The following is a 25936-nucleotide window of genomic DNA, read 5'->3' as shown; positions in this document are numbered from 1 at the left end:
CGACCGAGAGCCAACGCGGCAATACGCCCGTTTGACTTTCCTGCAGATCCGGCGCGTATTGATCGAGCCAACTCAATTTTGGAGCAAGCGACATGAAACTTCTGACTGCTGTAGCGGCCCTTGGCCTGATTGCAGCCCCTGCCTTTGCCGAAGGCGACGCCGACAAGGGCGAAACGGGCTTCAACAAGTGCAAATCCTGCCACATGGTTGTCTCGGACAGCGGTGACGTGATCATCAAGGGCGGCAAAACCGGCCCGAACCTCTGGGGCGTTGTCGGCCGCACCGCCGGCACCGCGGACGGCTACAAATACGGCGACGACATGGTGGCCGCAGGCGAACAGGGGCTGGTATGGGACGAAGAGAGCTTCGCCGCCTATACCGCCGATCCCAAGGCGTTCCTGCGCGATTATCTGGATGATTCCAAAGCGAAATCCAAAATGTCCTTCCGCCTGAAGAAAGGCGCCGAAGACATCTATGCCTTCCTCGCGATGCACGGCCCCGCTGATGCCGCCGAAGGCGACGCAGACGCCACCACAGATGAGACCGCGACCAACTGATCCCGGTCCCCTGACACGACAGCAAAAGCCGCGCGCCCCTGGCCGCGGCTTTTCGCACAATTGCCTTTCGTTTTCTGCTGGGATATTGACCGTTCCGCGTCGGCACCCGCAACCACGCACCCGCAACTCTGGCCAGCCTTGGTTGCGGGATTGACCTCCACCCGATGACAACCATATCTGCCCGATGGCCGCACAGCCCAGCCCCTTGCACAATCCTTGCGAGCTCCTGCAATGACCCACCTGATCCCCGCCTGGGTGAATGGCACCCTGACGCCGGTTGATAAGCTGGCCGCCCATGAACAGGGGCTGAAGCACAAGGCCGTTTCGGTCTTTGTGGTCAAGGGCGGCGAAATCCTGATGCAGCGCCGCGCTCTGGGCAAATACCATACCCCCGGTCTGTGGGCGAACACCTGCTGCACCCATCCGCAATGGGATGAATCCTCCTCCGCCTGCGCGGTCCGCCGGATGCAGGAGGAGCTGGGCATCACCGGTCTCTACCCCGAGTTTCGCCATCACCTCGAATACCGCGCCGATGTCGGCAACGGGCTGATCGAACATGAGGTGGTTGATGTCTTTCTCGCCCATGCCCACCGCGCGCCGCAGCTCACCCCCAACCCGGATGAGGTGATGGAGACCCGCTGGGTCGATTACCACGACCTTCTGGCCGAGGTGAAGCGCCACCCGGATCGCTTCACACCCTGGCTCAAGATCTACCTCAACAGCTATTCCGACGTGATCTTCGGCCCCGACCTCAGCCTCGGCAGCAGCGAGGACAGCTGACGCATCCGCGGCTATCAGGCTCTAGCAAAGGCATCTGCCCCCCTTGCCCCGATGCGGGTGCCGTGATTCTAATATCGGCATTTCGACAGCGCACAAAAGGACAGGCCAGATGACAGTGATGATTGCGGGGGCCGGGATCGCGGGGCTCACACTTGGCCTCACCCTGCACGAGCTGGGTGTGCCCTTCCACATCTACGAGGCCACCGAAACGCTGAAACCGATGGGCGTCGGCATCAATCTGCAACCCAATGCGGTGCGCGAGCTCTTCGATCTGGGGTTGGAGGCCGAGCTCTCCGCCATCGGCGTCCGCACACGGCAGCTGGGATTTTATTCCAAACTGGGCAACACCATCTGGGAGGAGCCGCGCGGCCAGGCGGCGGGCTACAGCTGGCCGCAGTTTTCCGTCCATCGCGGCGCCTTGCAGATGATGCTCTATCACGCGCTCCTCGCCCGCGCGGGCGACAGCGTCCTCACCACCGGCGCGCGGGCGGCGGGATATGAGCTCACAGATCACGGCGTCACCCTGCTTCTGGACGGCGGGCGCGGCGCGCAGGGCAATCTCCTGATCGGCGCCGACGGCATCCATTCCGCCATCCGCGCGCAGATGTATCCGGGTGAGGGCGCACCGATCTGGAACGGTCGCATCCTGTGGCGCGCCACCACACAGGCCCCGGCCTTCCACGGCGGCGCGGCCATGGCAATGATCGGCCATGACCACCTGCGGCTGGTGGCCTATCCGATCAGCGCGCCCGACGCCGACGGCAAGGCGGTAATCAACTGGATCGCAGAGAAACAATTCGATCCCGGTGTGCCCCGGAACAAGGAAAGCTGGAACCGCGCTGCCGACATAGATGACATTCTGCCGGATTTTGCCGATTGGCGCTTTGACTGGATCGACGTGCCCGCGCTGATCACCGGAGCCGAAACCGTCTATGAATATCCAATGGTGGACCGCGACCCGCTACCATGCTGGCAGGATGGCCCGGTCAGCCTGATGGGCGACGCCGCACATCCGACCTATCCGGTCGGGTCTAACGGCGCCAGCCAGGCCATTGTCGACGCCCGCGTGATTGGCGCCCAGATGCTGACCCATGGCGCAACACCTGAGGCCCTCACCCGCTACGAAAACGCCCTGCGTCCCGTCACCACCGCCGTTGGCATGGCCAACCGCGCAGGGGGAGGCCCCGACGGCGTGTTGCAACAGGTCGAGGATCTCTGCGGCGGGGAGTTCACCGACATCAACGACGTGATCCCGCAGGATCAGCTCGCCGCCCATGCCGCGAAATACAAATCCATCGCCGGGTTTTCGATCGAAGAGCTGAACGCCCGCCCCCGCACCATACCCGCAGGCACCCGCATCAACTGAGGCGACCGGGCGCCGCGCATCGCGCGGCGCCACCCCAACTGCGCAGACACAGTCCACGACTGTGAAGGAACAGGCGGGAGCGCCCGCCTGCGGCAATGTCAGACGCCGATCACTGCCTCAACCGCGCGTTTCCAGCGCCCATAGGCGGCGCTGCGCCGGTCTTCATCCATCGCCGGGGTGAATTGCTGATCCAGCGCCCAGGTCTCGGCAAACCCGGCCTGATCGGGATAGACACCGGCCCGCATCCCCGCCAGCCAGGCGGCCCCAAGCGCGGTGGTTTCCTGCATCACCGGCCGATCCACAGCCGCCCCCAACAGATCCGCCAGGCTCTGCATGGTCCAGTTGCTGGCACTCATGCCGCCATCCACGCGCAGGGTGACCAGACTCTCGCCTTGCCAATCCGCCCGCATCGCCTCCCAGAGGTCACGGGTCTGATAGGCCACGCTCTGCAACGCCGCGCGGGCAAATTCCGCAGGCCCCGAGCTGCGGGTCAGACCGAACATCCCGCCCCGGCAATCGGGTTTCCAATAAGGTGCACCAAGCCCGGTAAAGGCCGGCACCAGAATGACGTCCTGACCGGGATCGGCATTGCGCGCCAGCGCACCGCTCTCCTGGGCCGAGCCGATAATGCCCAGACCGTCGCGCAGCCATTGCACCGCCGCACCGGCGATGAAAATGGACCCTTCCAGCGCATAGGTCGGCGCGCCGTCCAGCTGATAGGCGATGGTGGTCAGCATCCGGTTCTGCGACACAACCGGCGTATCACCGGTGTTCAGCAGCGCAAAACAGCCCGTGCCATAGGTCGATTTCATCATCCCCGGCTGGAAACAGGCCTGCCCGATGGTGGCCGCCTGCTGATCGCCGGCAACCCCCAGAATGGCGATCTCGCCGCCCAGGAACTCTGCCTTGGTGGTGCCGAAATCTGCGGCACAATCCTTGACCTCCGGCAACATCCCGCGCGGCACCCCGAGAAAGCCGCAGATCTCGCTGCTCCAGCGCCCCTTGCGGATATCATACATCAGCGTCCGCGCCGCATTGGTCGCATCGGTCACATGGGAGGCGCCACCGGTCAGCCGCCAGATCAGAAAGCTGTCGACAGTGCCAAACAGCAGATCTCCCGCCTCGGCCCGGGCGCGGGCATCTGGCACAGTGTCCAGAATCCACTTCAGCTTGGTGCCCGAGAAATAGGGATCCAGCAGCAGCCCGGTTTTCTGGCGCACGCTGTCCTCGTGGCCCGCGGCGCGCAGCTCTTCGCAGATGGCGCTGGTGCGGCGGTCCTGCCAGACAATGGCATTGTGGACCGCCTTGCCGCTGTGGCGATCCCAGACCACCGTGGTTTCGCGCTGGTTGGTGATACCGATGCCGGCAATATCCGCCGCCTTGACGTCCTGCGCCTGCATCACCTGCCGACAGACATCCAGCGTCGTGCTCCACAGATCCTCCGGGTCATGCTCGACCCAGCCGGCCTGCGGAAAATGCTGCGGGAATTCCTGCTGCGCGGATCCCACCGCCTGCATCTTATCATCGAACAGGATCGCTCTGGTCGAGGTCGTGCCCTGATCAATCGCCAGAATATACGTCATCTTGCCCCTCCCCTGGGTCGTTTGGAGCAGAGATTAGACGTAAAACTGCGACCGCTACCAGCCCCTACTAATCATTTAGTTGATCAACCGCGATATTGTCGATCAACCGGATGCCATCCAGCCAGGCAGCCGCCAGCAGCCGGGCCGGGCGGTCGGGGCGGACAAGTGGGGCCAGCGTTTCGGCACAGCGCAGGTCCAGATATTCGATCTCGCCAAAACCGGCCGCGGCCAGTCGCGCACGCGCGCTCTCGACAAGCGCACCAAACTCGGCCCTACCGCGCAGCTGCCCGGCCAGGTCGCTAAGCACCGGATAAAGCTGCCCCGCCTTGCCCAGCGCCTCGGCTGACAGGCGCATATTGCGCGAGGACATCGCCAGCCCGGAGGCTTCGCGCACCGTGGCACAGCCCTGCACGGTGATCGGAATATCCAGATCCCGCGCCATACGGGTGACCACCATCAGCTGCTGATAATCCTTCTCGCCGAAAAATGCCTGATCGGCGCCGCTTTGCAGGAACAGCTTCGCCACGACCGTCGCCACCCCGTCAAAATGACCCGGACGAAACTCGCCCTCCAGCACATCGGTCAGCCCCGCCACCGACACCGTGGTCGCATAGCCTTCGGGGTAGATCTGATCCGGGTCGGGCACATAGATGGCATCGACCCCGTAGGGCGCCAGTTTCTCCGCGTCGGTCAGTTCAGTGCGCGGATATTTGGCCAGATCCTCGGCATTGTTGAACTGTTTGGGGTTCACAAAAATCGTGACGATCACCCGGTCGCAGGCCGCCTTGGCCGCAGCAACCAGCGACAGATGCCCCTCGTGCAGCGCACCCATGGTGGGCACCAGGCCGATACGCGCGCCCTCGCGGCGCCAGTCGGAATGCAGCGCACGCAATTCGCTCAGGCGGCGCAGGATCGGAGCAGTCATGATGGGATCAGTCCTTTTGCGGGGCCTTGGCCGGTGCCGCCGTCGTCGGTGCCGGGGCCTGGTCTGCAAATACATGTTCAGCCGCCGGGAAGCTCCGCGCGCGCACCTCGGCTGCATACTCGGAAATCGCCGCCTCTGCCAAGGGGCCGAGATCGGCATAACGTTTCACGAATTTCGGCTTAAAGGTGGTAAAGAATCCCAGCATGTCATCGACAACCAGAATCTGACCGTCACAGTCGGCACTGGCCCCGATACCGATGGTCGGAATCGCCACCTCAGCGGTGATCCGATCGGCCAGCCCCTGCGGCACCTTTTCCAGCACCACGGAAAACGCGCCTGCATCCGCCACCGCATGAGCATCCGCCAGCACGGCATCGGCCTGCGCGTCGCGGCCCTGCACCTTGTAGCCCCCCAGCGTGTTGATCGACTGCGGCGTGAGACCGATATGCGCCATCACCGGGATGCCGCGTTTGACGAGAAAGCGGATGGTCTCGGCCATCTCGACACCGCCCTCCAGCTTGACCGCCCCGGCGCCGGTTTCAGCCATCAGCCTTGCGGCATTGCGAAACGCCTGCTGCGGACCTTCCTCATAGCTGGCAAAGGGCATGTCGATGACCATCATCGCCTGTTTCAATCCGCGCGCCACCGCCTGCCCGTGCAGGATCATCATCTCCATCGTGACGCCAAGCGTCGAGGGCAAGCCATGCAGCACCATGCCAACGCTGTCGCCGACCAGCACAAAATCGCAATGCGCGTCCATCAGCTGCGCCATCGGCGTGGTATAAGCCGTGAGGCTCACCAGCGGGGTGCCGCCTTTGCGGGCGCGGATATCCTCGGCATTGGGTGCCATTTTGCGGGCCGTTGCACTCATGATGCTGTCCTCTCCGTTCGCATTGCGCACCGCTAGCAATTTACGCTGCGCGCTTCTAGGGGGCGAAATGTCCCGCTAACCTTGATTACCTGACGGAAAACGCGGAACAGTTTTCCGAAAGGTCACAAAATGCGGCCACCACCCAGAGGGAGAGACCACCAATGACACGATTGCCATTCCTGTTTGCTGCCAGTTCCGCACTGTCCATTCTGGCGGGGGCGGCTGCGGCGCGAGAGACCGTCACCGTGGCCCTGCAGCTGGAACCGCCGCATCTGGACCCCACCAGCGCTGCCGCCGGGGCCATTGATCAGGTGCTCTATTCCAACGTCTTTGAAGGGCTCACCCGCTTCATGGGCGATGGCTCGGTTGTGCCCGGTCTCGCCGAGAGCTGGGAAATCTCCGAGGATGGGCTGACCTACACCTTCTCTCTGCACAAGGACGTCCGCTTTCACGATGGCTCCACGATGGACGCCGAGGATGTGAAATTCAGCCTTGATCGCGCCCGCGCCGAGGATAGCACAAATGCCCAGAAGGCGCTGTTTGCAGATATCGCCAGTGTTGATGTGGTCGATCCGCTCACCGTCAGGCTGACCCTGACGCAGCCCAACGGTATGATGCTGTTCAACCTTGCATGGGGCGATGCCGTCATCGTGGCCCCCGAAAGCATCGAGAGCATCAAGACCATGCCCGTCGGGACCGGGGCCTTTGCCTTTGATGGCTGGGTTCAGGGCGACCGGATAGATCTTGTGCGCAACCCGGATTACTGGGGCACGCCCGCCATGCTGGACGGAGCAACCTTCAAATTCATCTCCGACCCCACGGCGGCCTTTGCGGCGATGATGGCCGAAGATGTCGATGCCTTCTCCGGTTTCCCCGCGCCGGAAAACCTGCCCCAGTTTGAGGCCGACCCGCGGTTTCAGGTGCTTGTCGGCTCCACCGAGGGCGAGACAATCCTGTCGATCAACAACAAACAGGCGCCCTTCGACGACCCCAAGGTCCGCGCGGCAGTCGCCCATGCGATCGACCGTCAGGCCATCATTGATGGCGCGATGTTTGGCTACGGCACCCCGATCGGCACCCATTTTGCGCCCCACAACCCGGCCTATGTCGATCTGACCGGCACCAGCGCCCATGACCCGGAGAAATCCCGCGCCCTCCTGACCGAGGCGGGTCTGGCCGATGGCTTCACCACCACGCTGCACCTGCCGCCGCCCTCATATGCGCGCCGGGGCGGGGAAATCATCGCCGCCCAGCTGGCCGAGGTCGGCATCACCGCAGAGATCATCAATGTGGAATGGGCGCAGTGGCTGGAAACCGTGTTCCGGGGCAAAAGCTTTGGCCTCTCCATCGTCAGCCACACGGAGCCGATGGATATCGGCATCTATGCCCGCCCCGATTACTACTTCCAGTATGACAATGCCGCCTTCCAGCAGCTGATGACGGATCTCTCGGGCACGACCGATCCCGACACCCGGACAAAGATGCTGCAACAGGCGCAGGAGATCATCGCAAACGACTATGTGAATGGCTTCCTGTTCCAGCTGGCATCGCTGAGCGTGGCCAAGGCGGATCTGCAAGGTCTCTGGGCCAATGCGCCCACACAGGCCACCGACCTGACGGCGGTCAGCTGGGCAAGATAGACCATTCCCCCAGTGTTAGAGACTGAATAACAGCGCCCCAGACCGGGGCGCTGCTGCCGTTTGCTCAGACCTCAGCGCAGCCCCCGCCGCCTGCGCAGCAGCGTCACAGCCTCGCGGATCTGATCGCGCACGGGGCCGGGACGCGGTTCATCGCGCAACGTGGTGAACCAATGCTCCGGCGGGTTGCGCCCCAGACGATGCCCCTTGAACTCTAGCCCACGCAGCACCCCCTCGGCCGCCGGTGGCAGACGCTCGGGGATCTGATGCCCGTTCAGCACCGCCCAGACCCCGGTCCACAGCCGCCCGATGGACCATGGATTATAGCCACCGCCACCCAGCACCAGATAGCGCGGCGCAAGCGGGCGCAGCGCCGCCACCACCGACCAATGCGCGTTGTTGGACAGATCCAGATGCGCCAAAGGATCCTCGGTGACCGCATCCGCCCCGCATTGCAGGACCACCGCATCAGGCGCGAAATCCGCCACCGCCGGCAGGATCAGCTCTTCCAGCACATAGCCCATCTCGCTGTCATTGAACCCGCGCGGCACCGGCAGATTCAGCGCGTTTCCGCCTGCGTCATCGTCCAGCAGACCAGTCTTCGGCCAGAGGTTCTCCTCATGGGTGGAGATCATCAACACATCGGGATCCCCCGCAAACCCATGCTCGACCCCATCGGCATGATGGGCATCAATATCGACATAGGCGATCCGCTCTGCACCGTGATGGCGAAGTGACAGCATCGCCAGCACCGGGTCGTTCAGATAACAGAACCCATTCGCCCGATCCGGCATCCCGTGATGGGTGCCACCGGCCGGATTGTAGATCACCCCACCATGTGCGAGCTGCTCACCGGCCAGAATAGATCCGCCGGCAGCCGTGGCCGGCCTGCGAAAAATCTCGGGGAACACCGGGTTGGAAATGGTGCCGATGTGATGGCGTGCCTTGACCTCATCGCTGACAGCCTGCGCCTGCTCGGCAGCCTGAAGCGCCGCGATATACTCAGCGCTGTGCCAGCGCCGAAGGGCGGCCGGCTTTGCCCGGGGAGAGACCTGATACTGCGTCGCAGGCAGCCAGCCCAGCGCCCGTGTCAGATCCATCACCGTTGAGACCCTCGGCACCCGCAAAGGATGCGCACGCCCGTAGCTGGAACCACGGTAAATCTCCGAGCCGATAAAAACCGGCGCCTCCAGCGCCTTTGGAACGGATCTTGTCCGAGCAGGATCAGACAGTGAAATGGTGGCGGTTCTCGGTGTCATGCGACCAGAGATAGCCCGGAACCGCGCGCCGCCAAACCCCGTATCTGCAACCGACGCGACAGCTGCGCGATAGCCGCACGCCTTCGCCTAATGCGATCCTGCCAGACAACTGGAAAACAATGCCTTTGACGATTTATCAAGGTCGATGCCCGCCCGCTCTGGACCCCCGCCCAGCGCCCCCCTAACCTGCCGCCAATGGGACGCTATATCGCCAAACGCCTGCTGTCGCTGATCGTCAGCCTTGTCATCGCCTCTTGGGTGATCTTCTTCGTCATCGAGATTGCACCGGGCGATCCGGCCTCCTTCATGCTGGGAATCAACGCACAGCCCGACACGATCGCTGCCCTGCGCAGCGAACTGGGCTTGGACGAGGGGAAATTCGCCCGCTACATCAGCTGGTTCACCGGCATGTTGCAGGGCGATTTCGGCACCTCCTATACCTATCGCACACCGGTGGCCCAGATGGTTGCGGATCGGCTCTGGGTCTCGCTGCCGCTTGCGATCTATGCGCTGACACTCTCGACACTGATTGCCTTGCCCGCAGGCATCTATGCCGCCGCGCGCCGGGGCAAATCAGGGGATATTGCCGTGATGGGCGCAACCCAGCTGGGGGTCGCTGTCCCGAACTTCTGGTTTGCGATGATGCTGGTGCTGGTGTTTGCCATCAATCTGCGCTGGTTCAGCGCCGGCGGGTTTGTCGGCTGGGAGGCCGGCCCGCTGGCCGCGCTGCATTCCCTCACCCTGCCCGCCATTGCGCTGGCCCTGCCGCAGGCGGCTATTCTGGCCCGCGTCATGCGCTCGGCTCTGTTGGATATTCTGGGCGAGGATTTCATCCGCACCGCCCGCGCCAAGGGGTTGAGCCAGCGGCAGGCTCTGTGGCGTCACGGGCTGCGCAATGCGCTGATCCCGGTGCTGACCATCATCGGGTTGCAGTTTTCCTTCCTCCTTGCCGGCGCGATCATCATTGAACAGGTGTTCTACCTGCCGGGTCTGGGGCGGCTGGTGTTTCAGGCGATCTCTGCCCGCGATCTGATCGTGGTGGAAAGCGTCGTGATGCTTCTGGTCTTTGCGGTGATCCTGGTGAATTTTCTTGTCGATCTGACCTATGCGCTGGTCGACCCAAGACTGCGGGGGCGCGGATGACAAACCACATGTCCCGCACATGCCCGGCACAGCCGGGCAGCGCCCGACCCTCCCCCCGGAAGGGCGCTTTGCACCTACTCAGGGTCAGACGCAAGCCACTCCGCGACACGCGAGGCCCCCGATGACCCGTAGTCTCATCCTTGGTGGTGTCCTCTCCGCACTGGTTCTGCTGGCAGCACTGCTGTCGTTCATCTGGACGCCTTACGACCACACCGCGATGAACATCCCCGCCAAGCTGCAAGCCCCAAACGCCATACACTGGCTCGGCACCGATCACTTTGGCCGCGATATCCTGTCGATGATCATGGTTGGTGCGCGCACCTCGATTGCAGTGGCACTGGTGGCGGTGGGCATCGGCATGGGGCTTGGCGTGCCGCTTGGCCTCGCCGCGGCAGCCAAACGCGGGTCCTGGCTGGACGAAGGCATCATGCGGGCCAATGATCTGGTCTTTGCCTTCCCGTCGCTGGTGATCGCCATCCTGATCACCGCCATCCTTGGCGCCGGTGCGATCAATGCGATCATCGCCATCGGCATTTTCAACATCCCGGTCTTTGCCCGCGTCACCCGTGGCGCGGCACTGTCGCTCTGGCAGCGGGAGTTCATTTTGGCCGCCCGCGTCGCAGGCAAGGGCGCGACCAGAATTTCAGCCGAACATATCCTGCCCAATGTCGCCAACCTGCTGATCGTGCAGGGCACCATCCAGTTCTCGCTTGGCATTCTGGCCGAGGCGGGGCTCAGCTACGTCGGCCTTGGCGCACAACCGCCGGTGCCCAGCTGGGGCCGGATGCTGGCCGATGCGCAGACCATGGTCAGCCTCGCGCCCCATATGGCGCTGGTGCCGGGCTGCGCGATCATCCTCACCGTTCTGGGCCTCAACCTGATGGGGGACGGGCTGCGCGACTGGCTGGACCCGAAATTGCAGGGAGGTCGCGCGTGACCCTGCTTGAGATCACCAACCTCTCGCTCTCCATCGGGACCTTCCCGATCCTGCGTGATGTCTCCCTGTCGGTAGATCCGGGCGAGATCCTAGCCATCACCGGCGAAAGCGGGTCCGGCAAATCCCTGACCGCGCTGACCATTCTGCGCCTTTTGCCCAATTGCACCCGCCTTTCCGGGCATCTGAGCCTTGAGGGCCAGGACCTGCTGGCGCTGAGCGAGGAACAGATGTGCGATCTGCGCGGGCGCAAGATCGGCATGGTGTTTCAGGAGCCGATGACCGCGCTCAACCCGGTGCAGAGCATTGGCGATCAGGTGATGGAAACCCTCCTGCTACACAGCAGCGTGACCAAAGCCGAAGCCGAAGCAGAGGCGCGCAGCCTGCTGGACCGGGTGGGCCTGCCCGCCGAACGCTTCCCGCTCAGCCGCTATCCGCACGAGCTGTCCGGTGGCCAGCGCCAGCGCGTGGTCATCGCCATGGCCATCGCCATGCGGCCGGCGCTGCTGATCGCAGATGAGCCGACAACCGCGCTGGATGTGACAACACAGGCGCAGATCCTCGACCTGCTGCGCGATCTGGTGCGCGACTACGGTATGGGGATGATCATCATCACCCATGATCTCGCGGTGGTGGCTGATATGGCCGACCAGATCGTCGTCATGCGAAAAGGCGAAGTGGTCGAGACCGGCAGCACGACGCAGCTTCTTGCCAATCGTCGCCATCCCTATACGCAAAAACTCTTTGCCGCCTCGAACCATCAGGCCGCCCTGCCCCCGGTGGTGGATACCGACCCGCAGGACACCCCCCTTCTGGAGGTGCGCGACGCGGTGCGCGACTATCCCCTGCCACGCAAACGCCTGTTTGCGCCAGCAGACCATATGCGCGCGGTGGATCACGTCAGCTTTGCCCTGCATCGTGGCGAACGGCTGGGTCTGGTGGGCGAATCCGGCTGCGGGAAATCCACCCTGACCCGCGCCATTCTGGGGCTGGAACCGCTGCAAGGCGGCGAGATCCTGCTGGATGGCACCCCGCTGTCGCCCAGGGGGTTGAGCGCCGAGCAGCGGCGCAAGATGCAGGTGGTGTTCCAGGATCCCTTTGGCAGTTTCAACCCCCGCCACCGCGTCGCACGGCTGATCACCGAACCCTTCCACGGCGTTCCAGACGCCCCCAGTGGGCAAGACCGGGACGATCGCGTGGCTGAGGCACTAAGTGCCGTTGGCCTCAACCCCGAGGACGCAGGCCGCTATATCCACCAGTTTTCCGGCGGGCAGCGCCAGCGCATCGCCATTGCCCGCGCGCTCATCACCCGGCCGGAGCTGATCCTGTTTGACGAAGCGGTCTCGGCGCTGGATGTCTCCGTGCGGGCGCAGATCCTTGACCTTCTGGCAGAGCTCTGCACCTCCTATGGGCTCAGCTATCTGTTCATCAGCCATGACCTGCATGTGGTGCGCAGCATGACCGACCGCTGTCTGGTCATGCAAAAGGGTCAGATCGTCGAACACGGCAGGACAGAAGATCTGTTTGCCAATCCGCAACATCCATATACGACATCTCTGATCGCAGCCGCTCCGGTGCTACCCGATCTGAAAACGGGGGCTGCATGAGCTTTAGACTGACCTTGATCCTGCCGCGCGAACGGGCGCGGCTGGCAGCGGCGCTGACCCGCTACTACTCCGAAATTGCCCCGGACCTGCGGATCGACCCCAGTGAGCGCGCAGGCCAGATGCTGCACCGCAAGGATGTGACGGCGTTCTGGATCCGCCAAGAGCAGGACCGCATCGGGTTTGCCATCGTGCTCAACCTGCCCGATGATCGCCGTGAACTGTCGGAATTTGCCATTGATCCAGCCTATCGCAGGCAGGGGTACGGCCATGCCGCGGCCAGCCTGATCTTTGCCGAATTTCCGGGGTATTGGCGAATGGGCATTTCCGCAGGCTCGCCCAATGCAGTGGCGTTCTGGGGCACCTGTCTCAGCGCCGTGAAGGGGGTCGAGCAGCTGCGTGAAGGCGCGCCTTTTACCGAGAATCAGATCAAGAGTTACAGTTTCCACATCGCAGGAGCCCAGAATGACTGACGCAGCGCCGCTTTGGTTTGATCCCGCACTCTGCCTGATCGGTGGCAGCTGGCAGGCCCCTGCTGGGGGCGAAACGCTTCCCCTCACGAACCCGTCTGATGGCAATATCCTCTGCCAGATTGCCCGTGGTGACTCCCACGACATTGACGCCGCGGTTGCCGCTGCCCGCACCGCTCTGAATGGTGTTTGGGGAGAGATGACCGCCACCGAACGCGGGCGGCTTCTGACCCGGATGGGCCAGATGGTGCTGGAGCGCTGCGAGACCCTCGCCCAGCTGGAGGCACTGGACGTCGGCAAGCCGCTGACACAGGCGCGGGCGGATGCGGTGGCGCTGGCGCGGTATCTGGAATTCTACGGCGGCGCGGCGGACAAACTGCATGGCGAGACCATCCCCTATCAGGCCGGTTATACCGTCTACACCCTGCGCGAACCCCATGGGGTCACCGGTCATATCGTACCCTGGAACTACCCGATGCAGATCATCGGCCGTTCTGTCGGTGCCGCGCTGGCAATGGGCAATGCCTGCGTCCTGAAACCCGCCGAGGAAGCCTGCCTGACCGCGCTCGCCTTTGCCCATATCGCGGTGGAGGCCGGGCTGCCCGCAGGCGCGCTGAACGTGGTTCCGGGCATCGGCGCCGAGGCTGGCGCGGCGCTGGCGGGGCATCCGGGTGTTGATCATATCTCCTTTACCGGGTCGGTCAGAACCGGCGCGCTGGTGCAACAGGCGGCAGGGGCCAATGTGGTGCCGGTCACGCTGGAACTGGGCGGGAAGTCTCCGCAGCTGGTGTTTGACGATGCCGATCTGGAGGCCGCCCTGCCGTTTCTGGTAAACGCAGGGATCCAGAACGCAGGCCAGACCTGTTCCGCCGCTTCGCGCATTCTGGTGCAACGGGGCGTCTATGATCAGGTGCGCGCCGCCATGGCCGAGGCCTACAGCCGGCTGACCGTGGGGCCGGCCCTGTCCGACCTGCGTCTGGGACCGCTGATTTCCGCCCGGCAGAAAGAGATCGTCGAGGGTTATCTGGCGCAGGGCGCCGACCTCACGATTGCGGCGCAGGGTGTGCTGAGTGAGGCGGCCAGCGAAAAAGGCGCCTATGTGCGCCCAACCCTGTTTGCAGATGTTGCGGCGGATCATCCGCTGGCGCAGGACGAGGTATTCGGTCCGGTGCAGGTGCTGATCCCATTTGAGGATGAGGCAGAGGCGGTCCGGATTGCCAACAGCACCGACTACGGGCTGGTCGCGGGCATCTGGACCCGCGACGGCGCCCGCCAGATGCGGCTGGCCAAGCGCCTGCGCGCGGGTCAGGTCTTCCTCAACAACTATGGCGCCGGTGGCGGGGTTGAGCTGCCCTTTGGCGGGGTGGGCAAATCGGGCCATGGCCGCGAAAAAGGCTTTGAGGCGCTCTACGGGTTTTCGCAGCTGAAAACGGTTGCGGCCTATCACGGCTAGGCCGACGCCCGCGATCAAGGTCAGCAGGACTCACCCATTGTTTCGCGTGCGAAACATTGGGGCAGATCTATTGCCGCAACTTATTGGGAAATCCGCGCCCAACGCCCCCAGATGGGCGGAGTATTTCTAGACTATTACCGCCTGGCTTTGCTGTTCACCGACACCAAACACCCGCTTGTAACGGTCGATTTCAGCCTGCGGGCCCATCGCCTTTTCCGGGTTGTCGGAGAGTTTGACGGTGGGGCGGCCATTGGCCGACACCGCCTTGCACACCAGGGAGAACGGCGCGAGGCCGTCATCCGGCACCAGCCCGCGGAAGTCATTGGTCAGCAGCGTGCCCCAGCCAAAGGACACTTTGGTACGGCCTGAAAACTGCGCATGCAGTTCCTTGATCTTGGCAACATCCAACCCGTCGGAGAAGATCACCCGTTTGTCCTGCGGGTCCTCGCCCCGCTCCTGCCACCAGCGGATCGCGGTTTCGGCGCCGCTTGCGGGATCGCCGCTGTCGATACGGATGCCGGTCCAGCCCGCCAGCCAGTCCGGCGCGCGATCCAGGAAACCCCGGGTGCCATAGGTATCGGGCAGGATGATGCGCAGATTGCCTTCATGCTCGTCATGCCAGTCGGACAGCACATCATAGGGGGCCTGCGCAAGTGCGGCATCATCTTCGGCCAGCGCGGAATAGACCATCGGCAGCTCATGGGCGTTGGTGCCAATAGCCTCGACCTCGCGGCGCATGGCAATCAGGCAGTTCGAGGTACCGGTGAATTTATCGCCCAGCCCCTCCATCATCGCCTGCACGCACCAGTCCTGCCAGAGAAACCCATGACGGCGGCGGGTGCCGAAATCGGCGATGCTGAGGCCGTCTATGTCGCGCAGCTGTTCAATCTTTTCCCAGACCCGGGTCATGGCGCGGGCATAGAGCACCTGGAGTTCAAACCGGCCCATGCTGTTGATCACCGCGCGGCTGCGCAGTTCCATAAGGACCGACAGGGCCGGGATTTCCCAGAGCATGACCTCGGGCCATTTGCCTTCAAACGTCAGTTCGTATTGGTCGCCCTTGCGCTCCAGCTCATAGGGCGGCAGGCGCAACCCCTCGAACCACTCCATGAAATCGGAGCGGAACATCTGGCGCTTGCCGTAGAACGTATTGCCGCGCAGCCAGGTGCTTTCGCCACGCGACAGCGATAGCGAGCGGATGTGGTCGAGCTGTTCGCGCAGCTCGCCTTCGTCGATCAGATTGGCCAGCGGGATATGTTTGGATCGGTTGATCAGCGAGAAGCGGACATTGGTGTCGCGGCGATTGCGATACACCGACTGGCACATCAGCAGTTTGTAAAAATCGGTGTCGATCAGCGAGCGCACGATCGGATCGATCTTCCACTTGTGGTTATAGACGCGGGTTGCAATGTCCACAGGCGGCCTCATCCATCGTGTTTCAATGGTTGATAAAACAGGCCGCAGCCAGGAGCAAAGGAAATCAGACTGCTGCGCGACGACCCTGAGGAAGGCTGTGTTTGCACAGAACCGCAAGCAGGTCATCGCGGTTGATCGGCTTGCTGAGGAAATCATCCATGCCCGCGGACAGGCAGGCCTCGCGATCGGAATCAAAGGCATTGGCCGTCAGTGCCGCAATGACAGGCTGGCGGATCTCCATCTCGCGGATCATGCGGGTGGCCTCCAGCCCGTTCATCACCGGCATCGACATATCCATCAGAATGACATCGGGATCAAACTCCGGCGTTTTCTCGACCGCCTCGGCGCCATCCACGGCAAATTCCAGCATAACCGGTTCGTCCTGAAGGTATTTCTCAACCAGGAGGCGGTTGATCCTGTTGTCCTCAGCGACGAGGATACGCATCCCCTGCAAACAGCCTTCTTCCTGCGGGGTGATACCGTCGGTGTCGGACAGGGCGGAGCCGGTGGCAGGCTGCATGCGCAGGTGAACGGAAAAACAGGCCCCTTTGCCAAGGTCAGAGGTCACGTCGATCTCACCGCCCATCGCCTCGCACAGGAGGCGCGATATGGTGAGGCCAAGACCGGTGCCGCCAAACCGCCGCGTGATCGCCGCATCGGCCTGAGAGAAGCGTTCAAAGATCTGATCCTGCTTGTCCTTGGCGATGCCGATGCCTGTATCGGTGACCGAGAAGCGCAGGCGCAGCCGGTCGCCCGCCTGCGTGGTGGCCACCGCGACGCGAACGCCGCCGGTCTCGGTGAATTTCACCGCATTGCCGACCAGATTCAGCAAGACCTGGCGCAGGCGCCGATCGTCGCCATTGATCAGCCGGGGCACGTCCGGCGCGATATCGAGATCAAGGCTGATGCCCTTCTCCTGCGCCTGCGGTTCAAACAGCTTCAAGGTCTGCTGGAAACAGGCGCGCAGATCAAAATCAACCTCGCTCAGGATGACCTCGCCCGCGTCCATCTTCGAGAGATCAAGCACATCGTTGATCAGCGACAAAAGGGTGCGGGCCGAGCCGAGGATCGTATCGGCATAGAGCTTTTGCTCGTCATCCAGATTGGTCCGTTCCAGCATCTGCGCCATGCCGATAACCCCGTTCATCGGGGTGCGGATCTCATGGCTCATGGTGGCGAGGAATTCGGATTTCACCCGCGCGCCCTCCTCCGCGGCGATGCGGGCATCCTTCAGCTGCTGTTCGTATTGTTTGGAGGCGGTGATATCACGTTCGACGGCAATGATGGTCTCCACCGTCCCGTCGTCGCGCAGCATCGGCACCTGATTGGTCTCCAGCCACAGACGCTGACCATCCTTGCGACGATTGCAGATCTCAAGCCGAAACGGTTTGCCGGTGGCGCGCCCCTTCTCCAGTGCCTTGACCACCGCCATATCGGTGTCTTCATCGTTCAGCAGCTCACCCGGCATCCTGCCGATCGCCTCATCGTAGCGGTAGCCGGTGATCCGGGTGAACGCCTCATTGACCCATGTGATCCGCCCCTCCTGATCCATGAGGAAGACGCTGTCGTTGGCATTCTCGGCCACCAGAGCAAGCTGTTGGGATTGCAGCTGCTGGGCCTGTAGCTTGGCGTTGATCTTGGCCAGCTGCTTATGTTGCAGGGCCATCGCCAGCGTGTTTTTGCGGCTGCGGTGGTAGCGACCCGCGATAAAGCTGACGAAGAAGAAGACGCTGACATAGAGCACGCCCAGACCGGCGAATTGAAAGGACTGCACCTCGATCACGGCAGTGCTGTGATCGGCAAGGGTTTCAATCGCGATGCTGACCAGAGGTGTCAGCGCATAGACCACCAGCCGCACGATACCGGCAGAGATCTGATAGGGCAGGATCACCGTGGCATTGATGGCGGCCCCGACCAGGATACCGACGGTGAACAGCGGCGTGGCATGGGCCTGATGCAGGTGGTTTTCCGCGTGGATGAAATACGATGGTGAACAGGCCAGAAAGGAGAGGGAAACCGCCTGCACCCCAGCGGTGAGGCTGCTGATGGCCAGCACGCGCTTATAGGGGGCATTATCCGCAATCGGCGCTGCCCGCATAAGGTAGAGCGTATCAACCAGGTCGCCGAGAAACGCGACCACAAAGACCAAGAGACCAGCCATTGGCGATATCAGCAGACCGATCAGCGCCGACAGCCCTGCCATGATCAGCTGGCGGAACGCAAAATACCGGCACCGCCCATCCGCATAGCGGTTGAGCAGCCCGCGTTGGCTGTATCGCCTGCTATAGGTTTCTAGCGGCCCAGTGTCGGGCGCATCGGCCTGCGGCATCTCTTTGCAAGGTCCCTGATGACGACGAGTCTCTGAATATCGTCAATTCGTTAATAACTTACCCAAAGGCACCAACCAGCCGCACGCCTGCCGATTGCATATGCGTCACTGCGGTTGTCAGAGAGCCATCCAGATCAATCGCGCGGCAGGCTGTCAAATCCACTGTCACGTCGTAGCCCAAACGGGCGGCATCCAGTGCCGAAAATGCGACACAAAAATCGGTGGCAAGCCCGACCAGCGTCAGATCGCGGATGCCGCGGTCCTGCAGATAGCCGTGCAATCCGGTGGGCGTGCTCTGGTCGTTTTCAAAGAACGCCGAATAGCTGTCGATATGACGGCGGTAACCCTTGCGCAGAATCAGGTCGCCACGCAGGTCCAGATCCGGGTGGAACTGCGCCCCGGCGCTGTCGATCACGCAGTGATCGGGCCAGAGCACCTGCGGGCCATAGGGCATGTCGATGCTGTCATAGGCGGCAGCGTCGCGGTGTTGCGAAGCAAAGGAACTGTGGTTGGCCGGGTGCCAGTCCTGTGTCATCAGCACTGCGTCGTAGTCAGGCATCATCGCATTGATCGGCGCCACGACCTGATCCCCGTCCGGCACCGCCAGGGCACCGCCGGGGCAGAAATCCAGCTGAACATCAATCACGATCAGGGCTTTGGTCATCGGGTTCTCCACGTCTTGCCTGACAGGGGTACGCCCCCTGCGCCCACCCGTCAACAAAGCTGCGGCGATGCGGCATTCCACGACCTTGCAGCGCCTTGCCTGCTTGGTGTAGAGCGGCGCCATGTATACGATTGCCGCTCTCTACCACTTCACCCGTTTCGACGATCCCGCCGCTCTGAAACCGGCGCTTCTGGCCCTTTGCGAGGCGCAGGGGGTCAGGGGCTCATTGCTGCTGGCGCAGGAAGGCATCAACGGCACCATCGCTGGCCCGCGCGCCGGGATTGATGCGGTGCTGGCCCATATCAAGGCGCTGCCCGGTTGCAGCGATCTTGAATGGAAGGAAGCCACCAGCGACAAGCCCCCCTTTGGCAAGATGAAGGTGCGGCTGAAGAAAGAGATCGTCACTATGGGCCAGCCGGACATCGACCCGCGTGCCCGCGTCGGCCATTACGTGGAGCCGGAAGACTGGAACGATCTGATCCGCTCGGACGATGTGGTTGTGATCGACACCCGCAATGACTACGAGGTTGCCATCGGTACCTTCGAAGGCGCGATCGACCCCAAGACCGAGAGCTTCCGCGAATTTCCGGCCTGGTGGGAACAGAACAAGGACCGGTTCCACAACAAGCGTGTTGCGATGTTCTGCACCGGTGGCATCCGCTGCGAGAAATCCACCAACTTCCTGATTGGTCAGGGCGTGGAGGATGTCTATCACCTGAAAGGTGGTATCCTGCGCTATCTTGAGGAGATGCCGCAGGAAGACAGCAGCTGGACCGGCGAATGTTTCGTCTTTGACAGCCGGGTGTCCGTCGGACACGGGTTACAGGAAGGTCCGCATGAGTTGTGCAACGGCTGCCGCAGGCCCATTCTGCCAGAGGACAAATCCAATCCGGCCTTTGAACAGGGGGTGTCCTGCCATCTCTGTATCAATGAGACCTCTGAGGCCGACAAGGCCCGGTTCCGCGAGCGGCAGAAACAGATGAGACTGGCGCGGGAACGCGGCGACGACCACCTGGGCCATCTGCCGCTGCGCTGAGGCCAGCGCCGGCCGCCGCGATACCGATCACATCGCCACTGATCTGCGCATTTACGGGCCCCTTTTCGGCGGCGCTGCGTGGAGTCGCGCAAAAACTGTTTGGCGAAACGCCACACTCGCCTAAAGTAATTGGTAACCATGATTAAAGAGTGAGCCGGGTGAGTGATGGCGACGCGCAAGAACCAAGACTTCTGTTCAGATCTGAGAACACGCTGCGGCACAGAGGTGGACGCGGCGGAGCGGCAGTTGGCCGAGGCTGAGCTTGGCTCCGGGGCGATACGGTACAAGCTCAATCCCACAGGGCTGCGCCATCTGTTCAAATCGCTGTCGCAAGACGATAGCGGATCGCAGGGGCAGAGCTAGATGCCACAATATACTGTCACAGCCTTCAATTGGAGCGCGGCTGGCTACAACGCCCAGTACAATACATCCTATACCGCGACGCTGGATGACGATGACGGGGCCTATCAGGGCGGTGCCGACGGCAACGAGAGCATCAGCATCAACGGGGGCGCCTTCGGCGGATCTGTAGGGGAGCCTTACGCCATTGACGTCTCCTTCACCGACACCGGCGGCACCCCCCATGTCGAGACCTTCTATTTCTTCAACACCGGCGGCAGCTGGTATTTTGTCCCCGGCCCGGGTTCTGAATTCACCGTTGGTGCGACGCTTGGCAGTTACCAGAGCCACACCACGGGCTGGAATTATTCCGAGATCACCTGTTTTGTCCGCGGCACCCTGATCGAAACCGAACGGGGTCGGGTGGCTGTCGACTCCCTGACCGCCGGTGATCGCGTGCTGGTCGCTGATGGCAGCTACCGGCCGCTGCGTATGGTGATGAGCCGCGCGCTGACGGCGGATGCGCTGCGCGCCAACCCCAAGCTGCGCCCGGTCAGGATCACCGCCGGGGCGCTGGGGCATGGTCTGCCGATGCGCGATCTTCTGGTGTCTCGGCAGCATCGCATGTTGGTGTCGTCAAAGATCAGCGAACGGATGTTTGCCGACGCCGATGTGCTGGTCGCCGCCGTGCGGCTGACCGAGCTGCCAGGTATTGATATCGAGCAGACCTGCGAGCCGGTGGAGTATTTCCACCTGTTGTTCGACAGGCATGAGGTGATTTTTGCCGAGGGCGCCCCGACCGAGAGCCTGTTTACCGGTGCCGAAGCGCTGAAGGCGCTGACGCCGGAGGCCTATGAAGAGGTCACCCTGCTGTTTCCCGAGCTGCTTGCGCCGCAGGCCGCATGCCGCACGGCCTGCCATGTCCCCAGTGGCAGACAGCAACGCCGGTTGGTGGCGCGGCATCTGAAAAACAACAAGCCCATTCTCACAAGCGGCGCCGTCGCAGTGCCATAAGCATCGCACAGGTGAAGTTGTCTCAGGCGAAGGTGATCTCCACCGCGCCGAAGGGGCCGAAATCGGCCCTGATCGCAGTGCCGGAGGGGCATTCGACGGGGCGGATGAAGCTGCCGGAAAGGACGATCTGACCGGGTTCGATGCGCTGGCCATATTGTGCCATGCGGCGGGCCAGCCAGACCACGCTTTCGACCGGATCATCAAGCACGCCTGCACCAAGCCCCGTTTCCTCAACCTCGCCATTGCGCGAGGTGATTGCCCCGACCCAGCGCAGATCAAAGGCGTCGACCGCGTGGCGCTGCGGTCCCAGTACGACACCTGCATTAGCCGCATTGTCGCTGATGGTGTCGAATACGTTGCGGCTTTGGCCGGTTTCCCTGTCCTGGCGCGCGATGCGCGTGTCGAGGATCTCCAGCGCGGGTGCCACATAGTCGGTGGCGGCAAGCACCGCAGCCCGGGTAATATCGCCGCCACTGAGGGCGTGTTTCATGACAAAGGCGATCTCCGCCTCGATCCGCGGCTGGATGAAACGACCGGCGGGAACTGTCGTGCCATGTGAAAACACCATGTCGTCAAACAGGATACCGCTGTCGGGTATGTCGATGTTCAGCGCGTATTGCATCGCCTTGGAGGTGAGGCCGATTTTCCAGCCGACGACGTTGTGCCCCTGCGCCAGCTTGGCTTCGCAGATCGCCTTCTGGATCGCATAGGCATCGTCCATATCCATCTGCGGATAGCGTCTGCTGAGCAGGCCGATCTGCTGTCCCGTTGCCTCCGCCCGCAGGAGATCCTCTGCGGCCCTCGCGTGATCCTGCGGTGTCATGGGGCTTCGTCCTCGATCGTGTTGCGCAGCGTGCCGATGCCGGAAACCTCGATCTCAACCACATCGCCGGGTTTCAGGAACTGCGGCGGATCCAGCCGTGCGCCGGACCCGGTGGGGGTTCCGGTCACGATAATATCGCCCGGCTCAAGCGTCATGAAGGTGGAGATATATTCGATCTCCCGCCGGATCGGGTGCATCATGCGCGACAGGACATCGTCCTGCCTGACCTCTCCGTTCACACGGGTGATGATGCGCGCGTCATCCAGCTGCGCCGGGTCCCGGAACGGCACCAGGCAGGGGCCGATGGCACCGGAGTTGTCCCAGTTCTTGCCCTGGGTGACGTTGAATTTCGCGTGGCGCACCCAGTCGCGGATGGTGCCTTCGTTGCAGATGGTGAGCGCGGCGATATGGTCATAGGCGTCGGCCTGTGCGATGCGCCGCCCGCCTTTGCCGATGACAATCGCCACCTCGCCCTCATAATCAAGCATGTGGCTTTCGGGGGGGCGGATGAGCGGGCGATTGTGGCCAGTGAAGCCACTGGCAAAGCGGGGGAACAGCGACATGTATTTCGGCTGCTCGCTGCCGTCTTTGTATTCGGCATTGCGATCCGGGAAGTTGACGCCGACACAGAGGATCCGCCGCGCATTGGGCAGCACCATGTCGTACTGCACATCTGTGTGGGTGACGGATCTGCCCTCGGCCGCGACCATCAGCTGATCCAGCCCGCCCGCGCGCACCACATCCAGCAGGGTCGGCCATTGCGGGAAGTCCGGGCTAAGCGCGATCATCCCGTCATCGGTTGCGGCCCCGTAGAAAGCCTGCCCGGCTGCGCTGTAACTTGCAAACTTCATGGCGCGATGATCGGGCTGGCTTGCAGATCGGAGTCCTTTGGCGTGACGCCGACAAAACGGCTGCCATGTTTGAACCAGCTTTCCGGGGCCGGCGCCCCCCAGAGCGTCTGGCGCTGCGGATCCTTCAGATCCCATTTGATCGGTTCAAGGTCGGGATCGACGGTCTGATAATCGGAACAGTAGATTTCGATCCGGTGGCCATCGGGATCGAGGATATAGAGGAAGAAGGCGTTAGAAATGCCATGTCGACCGGGGCCGCGTTCGATATTGGTCACATAGCCGGTGGTCGCCATCAGATCGAGCAGGTCGATGATATTTAGCGGGTTCGGCACCCAGAAGGCCACATGGTGCATACGCGGGCCGGTGCCATTGGTGAAGGCCATGTCATGCACGCCACCTTTGCGATGCAACCAGGCCGCCCAGAGTTTCTTGCTGTCTTCGTCTTCGGTATATTCCGTCACCCGAAAGCCGAAATCGCTATAGAAGGCGACCGAGGCATCGACGTCATGGCTGAAGCAGTTGAAGTGGTCGATCCGCAAAGGTTTCACACCGCGATAGAGCGCGTATTGCTGGTGGATCGGCGCCAGCCGGTCCATCTTGTGGTAGAACTCCAGCGGGATCCCCATATTGTCCGATGTCAGCAGCGTACGCCCCTGATACGGGCGCTGCACCCATTCTGTTGGCCGTCCCTTCTTGCGGAAATAGGCGTCGGCGCGGTCCAGATCCTCCTCGTCAAAGGTCTTGAACCCCATCACCTCAACCGTGCCCGGCTGATCTGATTGTTGCAGGATCACGCAGTGGTGACCGCGCTCCTCCATCGCGCGCAGGTAGACGCGCGGTGTGTCCTCGTCGCTGACCTGAAGACCGAGGATCTCGGTGTAGAAACGCTTGGAGGCAGCCAGATCCTTGACGTTCAGGCAAACGTGGCTGAGCCGGATCGTGTTGAAATCGGGATAGAGATTTGGGGCGGGAACAGGCATCAGAGCGCTCCTAGCTTGGTGATCTTATGGGAGCCGGTGGCAAAGCCGATGTGTTTTTGCTCCATGTAGAACTCAAACGACCAGTCGCCGCCGTCGCGACCGATGCCGGAGGCTTTGACGCCACCAAAGGGCGTGGGCAGATGGCGCACATTCTCCGAGTTCACCCAGATCATGCCCGCTTCCAGCTTGTCGGTGAAGCGCAGCGCCCGCGTCAGATCGTTGGTCCAGAGATATCCGGTGAGCCCATAGGCGGTGTCATTGGCCAGCGCCAGCGCCTCCTCCTCGGTCGCAAAGGGGATTGAGGTCAGCACCGGGCCAAAGATCTCCTCCTGCGCGATCCGCATATCGTTGCGGGCACCGGTGAACAGCGTCGGGCGAACGAAATACCCCTCGTTGCCCAGCACCTCGCCGCCGGCGGCAATCGTCGCGCCGTCGTCTTTGGCAATGCCGAAATAGCTGGTGACCTTGTTGAAATGCTCCTCGCTGACAAGCGGGCCGATCTCGGTCGCGGGATCCAAGGGGTGGCCAACCCTGATATTGTTGATGCGCTCGATCAGCCGGGTTTCGAAGTCGGCGCGGATGCTGTCCTGGACCAGAAGCCGGGAGGAGGAGGTGCAGCGTTCGCCATTGATCGAATAGATCATGAAGATCACCGCATCGAGCGCGCGCTCAAGATCGGCATCCTCAAACACGATGACGGGGTTCTTGCCGCCCAGCTCAAGATGGTTGCGCTTCAGCGTATCGGCGCCCTGTTTGACGATCAGGCTGCCGGTGCGCGATTCCCCGACAAAGGCGATGGCCCGGATCGCCGGGTGTTCGCACAGCGCCTTGCCCACCTCATCGCCGAACCCGTTGACAGTGTTCAGCACACCCGGTGGCAGTCCGGCCTCCTCGGCGATCTCGACCAGCAGCCGAGCGGTCAGCGGTGAGGCTTCGGCGGGTTTGTGAACGACGGTACATCCCGCCGCTAGCGCCGGCGCAATTTTCCAGGTCGAGAGCATGAAGGGTGTGTTCCACGGCGTGATCACCCCAACCGGGCCGATAGGCACACGGGTGGTCACATTCATCAGGGTTGGGGATTTGAGATGCTGGCCATCGCGCGCCTGCACAACCTGATCGGCAAAATACCGGAAATTCTCGGCTCCGCGCAGCGCCGCTTTGGACATGAATTTATAGGCCTGGCCAGTGTCCCAGCATTCACAGAGCGCGATTTCTTCGGCGCGGGCTTCGATGCCTTCGGCGATCCGAACGAGGATCTTCCTGCGTTCAGAGGCCGACAGGTCGCGCCAATCTGCAAAGGCCTGCTGCGCCGCGCGGGCGGCGGCGTCGATATCTGCGGCTGAGCCCTGGGCAACATCGCAGATCACGCTTTTGTCCACCGGCGAGATGGTCTGAAACACCCCTGCTCCGCCGGCCACATCGGCGCCGGCAATCCGGTTCTGGATCCCGGAGGCACGGAACCGCTCCAGATAGCTGTCCAATTTGCGGATATGGCTGTCGAGCTGGCTCATGCCGGGTCCTCCAGATGATCACGGATATTTCCGAATTTCGGTGAAAGCGCTGCGTTGATGTCGCGCATCTCTGCTGACAGGGCGATGGAATGGCGATCCATCGCCGGGGCCACGAAGGTGCGCAGCACGGCAAAGATACGGGCGGTTGCGTCTTGCTTTACGGTGTCGCTGCGCCCCTCCCGCAGGCGGATGGACAGGTCGATGAAACCATGGTCCGGGTTGCCATCGGCAATTGCCACATGATCGACGCGCAGCGCCCGCACCCGGATCCCTGCAATGGGAAAGGTGTCGATCGCGGCCGCCTCTGCGCGGATCGCCTCGCACAGTGCAGAGATGTCCAGCACGTCCTCTAGATTGGCGGAGTATTCGATCTGGAAATGGGGCATCAGGG

24 protein-coding genes are annotated in these 25936 nt (G+C 62.6%); 12 read left to right on the top strand and 12 right to left on the bottom strand.

The window, feature by feature from the left end; genetic code table 11:
* The first annotated feature begins 92 nt into the window (after positions 1 to 92).
* From WLQ66_RS10865 to WLQ66_RS10855, 3 genes are all read left to right on the top strand, one after another.
* Positions 93 to 557 carry a c-type cytochrome gene (locus WLQ66_RS10865; protein ID WP_340546394.1) on the top strand — a complete coding sequence of 155 codons (465 nt, stop codon included), beginning with the start codon at positions 93 to 95 and terminating at the stop codon, positions 555 to 557.
* Between the two features lie 231 nt (positions 558 to 788).
* On the top strand, positions 789 to 1337 hold the full coding sequence (gene idi, locus WLQ66_RS10860; protein WP_340546393.1) for an isopentenyl-diphosphate Delta-isomerase: 549 nt from the start codon (positions 789 to 791) through the stop codon (positions 1335 to 1337).
* Between the two features lie 109 nt (positions 1338 to 1446).
* Entirely contained in the window at positions 1447 to 2703 is a 1257-nt protein-coding gene (locus WLQ66_RS10855) for a flavin-dependent oxidoreductase (RefSeq protein ID WP_340546392.1), read from the top strand.
* Between the two features lie 98 nt (positions 2704 to 2801).
* Here the strand turns inward: WLQ66_RS10855 and glpK are convergent, their stop codons facing one another.
* The 3 genes from glpK to panB form a co-directional block, all read right to left on the bottom strand.
* Positions 2802 to 4286, bottom strand: a complete 1485-nt coding sequence (gene glpK, locus WLQ66_RS10850) for a glycerol kinase GlpK (protein ID WP_340546391.1) — start codon at positions 4284 to 4286, stop codon at positions 2802 to 2804.
* Positions 4287 to 4353: 67 nt separating this feature from the next.
* Complete coding sequence (panC, locus tag WLQ66_RS10845; RefSeq protein WP_340546390.1) at positions 4354 to 5211, bottom strand: pantoate--beta-alanine ligase; 858 nt, start codon at positions 5209 to 5211, stop codon at positions 4354 to 4356.
* 7 nt (positions 5212 to 5218) lie between these two features.
* Positions 5219 to 6082 carry a 3-methyl-2-oxobutanoate hydroxymethyltransferase gene (panB, locus tag WLQ66_RS10840; RefSeq protein ID WP_340546389.1) on the bottom strand — a complete coding sequence of 288 codons (864 nt, stop codon included), beginning with the start codon at positions 6080 to 6082 and terminating at the stop codon, positions 5219 to 5221.
* A gap of 161 nt (positions 6083 to 6243) precedes the next feature.
* On the opposite strand from panB, the gene WLQ66_RS10835 reads away from it, so the two are divergent.
* Entirely contained in the window at positions 6244 to 7722 is a 1479-nt protein-coding gene (locus WLQ66_RS10835) for an ABC transporter substrate-binding protein (protein WP_340546388.1), read from the top strand.
* Between the two features lie 71 nt (positions 7723 to 7793).
* Here WLQ66_RS10835 and WLQ66_RS10830 read toward each other — a convergent pair whose 3' ends face one another.
* Positions 7794 to 8978: an acetoin utilization protein AcuC gene (locus WLQ66_RS10830; protein WP_340546387.1), complete on the bottom strand. Its 1185-nt coding sequence runs from the start codon at positions 8976 to 8978 to the stop codon at positions 7794 to 7796.
* Positions 8979 to 9173: 195 nt separating this feature from the next.
* Here WLQ66_RS10830 and WLQ66_RS10825 point away from each other — a divergent pair, with 195 nt between their 5' ends.
* The 5 genes from WLQ66_RS10825 (at position 9174) to WLQ66_RS10805 (ending at position 14582) form a co-directional block, all read left to right on the top strand.
* A complete protein-coding gene (locus WLQ66_RS10825; RefSeq protein WP_340546386.1) occupies positions 9174 to 10121 on the top strand; it encodes an ABC transporter permease in 948 nt (315 codons plus the stop codon).
* A gap of 121 nt (positions 10122 to 10242) precedes the next feature.
* Entirely contained in the window at positions 10243 to 11058 is an 816-nt protein-coding gene (locus WLQ66_RS10820; protein WP_340546385.1) for an ABC transporter permease, read from the top strand.
* Positions 11055 to 12662 carry an ABC transporter ATP-binding protein gene (locus WLQ66_RS10815; protein WP_340546384.1) on the top strand — a complete coding sequence of 536 codons (1608 nt, stop codon included), beginning with the start codon at positions 11055 to 11057 and terminating at the stop codon, positions 12660 to 12662. Before WLQ66_RS10820 ends, WLQ66_RS10815 begins: the two co-directional genes overlap by 4 nt.
* Positions 12659 to 13132, top strand: coding sequence for a GNAT family N-acetyltransferase (locus WLQ66_RS10810; protein ID WP_340546383.1), 474 nt, complete (start codon positions 12659 to 12661; stop codon positions 13130 to 13132). The genes WLQ66_RS10815 and WLQ66_RS10810 overlap by 4 nt, the downstream gene beginning before the upstream one ends.
* Entirely contained in the window at positions 13125 to 14582 is a 1458-nt protein-coding gene (locus WLQ66_RS10805) for an aldehyde dehydrogenase family protein (RefSeq protein WP_340546382.1), read from the top strand. Before WLQ66_RS10810 ends, WLQ66_RS10805 begins: the two co-directional genes overlap by 8 nt.
* Positions 14583 to 14708: 126 nt before the next feature.
* On the opposite strand, the gene pncB is transcribed toward WLQ66_RS10805, so the two are convergent.
* From pncB to pncA, 3 genes are all read right to left on the bottom strand, one after another.
* Positions 14709 to 15998, bottom strand: a complete 1290-nt coding sequence (pncB, locus tag WLQ66_RS10800) for a nicotinate phosphoribosyltransferase (protein ID WP_340546381.1) — start codon at positions 15996 to 15998, stop codon at positions 14709 to 14711.
* A 64-nt stretch (positions 15999 to 16062) separates the two neighbouring features.
* Positions 16063 to 18327: a PAS domain-containing hybrid sensor histidine kinase/response regulator gene (locus tag WLQ66_RS10795; RefSeq protein ID WP_340546380.1), complete on the bottom strand. Its 2265-nt coding sequence runs from the start codon at positions 18325 to 18327 to the stop codon at positions 16063 to 16065.
* A 58-nt stretch (positions 18328 to 18385) separates the two neighbouring features.
* Entirely contained in the window at positions 18386 to 18991 is a 606-nt protein-coding gene (pncA, locus tag WLQ66_RS10790) for a bifunctional nicotinamidase/pyrazinamidase (RefSeq protein WP_340546379.1), read from the bottom strand.
* 121 nt (positions 18992 to 19112) lie between these two features.
* On the opposite strand from pncA, the gene trhO reads away from it, so the two are divergent.
* From trhO to WLQ66_RS10775, 3 genes are all read left to right on the top strand, one after another.
* Positions 19113 to 20027, top strand: coding sequence for an oxygen-dependent tRNA uridine(34) hydroxylase TrhO (gene trhO, locus WLQ66_RS10785; protein ID WP_340546378.1), 915 nt, complete (start codon positions 19113 to 19115; stop codon positions 20025 to 20027).
* A 165-nt stretch (positions 20028 to 20192) separates the two neighbouring features.
* Positions 20193 to 20390: a hypothetical protein gene (locus WLQ66_RS10780; protein ID WP_340546377.1), complete on the top strand. Its 198-nt coding sequence runs from the start codon at positions 20193 to 20195 to the stop codon at positions 20388 to 20390.
* Positions 20391 to 21380: a Hint domain-containing protein gene (locus WLQ66_RS10775; RefSeq protein ID WP_340546376.1), complete on the top strand. Its 990-nt coding sequence runs from the start codon at positions 20391 to 20393 to the stop codon at positions 21378 to 21380. It abuts the gene before it with no gap.
* 22 nt (positions 21381 to 21402) lie between these two features.
* Here the strand turns inward: WLQ66_RS10775 and hpaH are convergent, their stop codons facing one another.
* The 5 genes from hpaH to WLQ66_RS10750 are packed head-to-tail and all read right to left on the bottom strand — an operon-like array spanning position 21403 to position 25931.
* Entirely contained in the window at positions 21403 to 22203 is an 801-nt protein-coding gene (hpaH, locus tag WLQ66_RS10770; RefSeq protein ID WP_340546375.1) for a 2-oxo-hept-4-ene-1,7-dioate hydratase, read from the bottom strand.
* Positions 22200 to 23054, bottom strand: a complete 855-nt coding sequence (locus WLQ66_RS10765) for a fumarylacetoacetate hydrolase family protein (protein ID WP_340546374.1) — start codon at positions 23052 to 23054, stop codon at positions 22200 to 22202. The genes hpaH and WLQ66_RS10765 overlap by 4 nt, the downstream gene beginning before the upstream one ends.
* Positions 23051 to 24034, bottom strand: a complete 984-nt coding sequence (hpaD, locus tag WLQ66_RS10760; protein ID WP_340546373.1) for a 3,4-dihydroxyphenylacetate 2,3-dioxygenase — start codon at positions 24032 to 24034, stop codon at positions 23051 to 23053. The genes WLQ66_RS10765 and hpaD overlap by 4 nt, the downstream gene beginning before the upstream one ends.
* Positions 24034 to 25545 (bottom strand): 5-carboxymethyl-2-hydroxymuconate semialdehyde dehydrogenase, encoded by a 1512-nt coding sequence (gene hpaE, locus WLQ66_RS10755; protein WP_340546372.1) that lies wholly within the window; start codon positions 25543 to 25545, stop codon positions 24034 to 24036. The genes hpaD and hpaE overlap by 1 nt, the downstream gene beginning before the upstream one ends.
* Positions 25542 to 25931, bottom strand: coding sequence for a 5-carboxymethyl-2-hydroxymuconate isomerase (locus tag WLQ66_RS10750; protein WP_340546371.1), 390 nt, complete (start codon positions 25929 to 25931; stop codon positions 25542 to 25544). Before WLQ66_RS10750 ends, hpaE begins: the two co-directional genes overlap by 4 nt.
* Positions 25932 to 25936: the final 5 nt, after the last annotated feature.

The organism is Phaeobacter sp. A36a-5a, from assembly GCF_037911135.1.
Taxonomy (GTDB): Bacteria; Pseudomonadota; Alphaproteobacteria; order Rhodobacterales; family Rhodobacteraceae; genus Phaeobacter; species Phaeobacter bryozoorum.
This window is presented reverse-complemented; position numbering and strand designations above follow the sequence as displayed.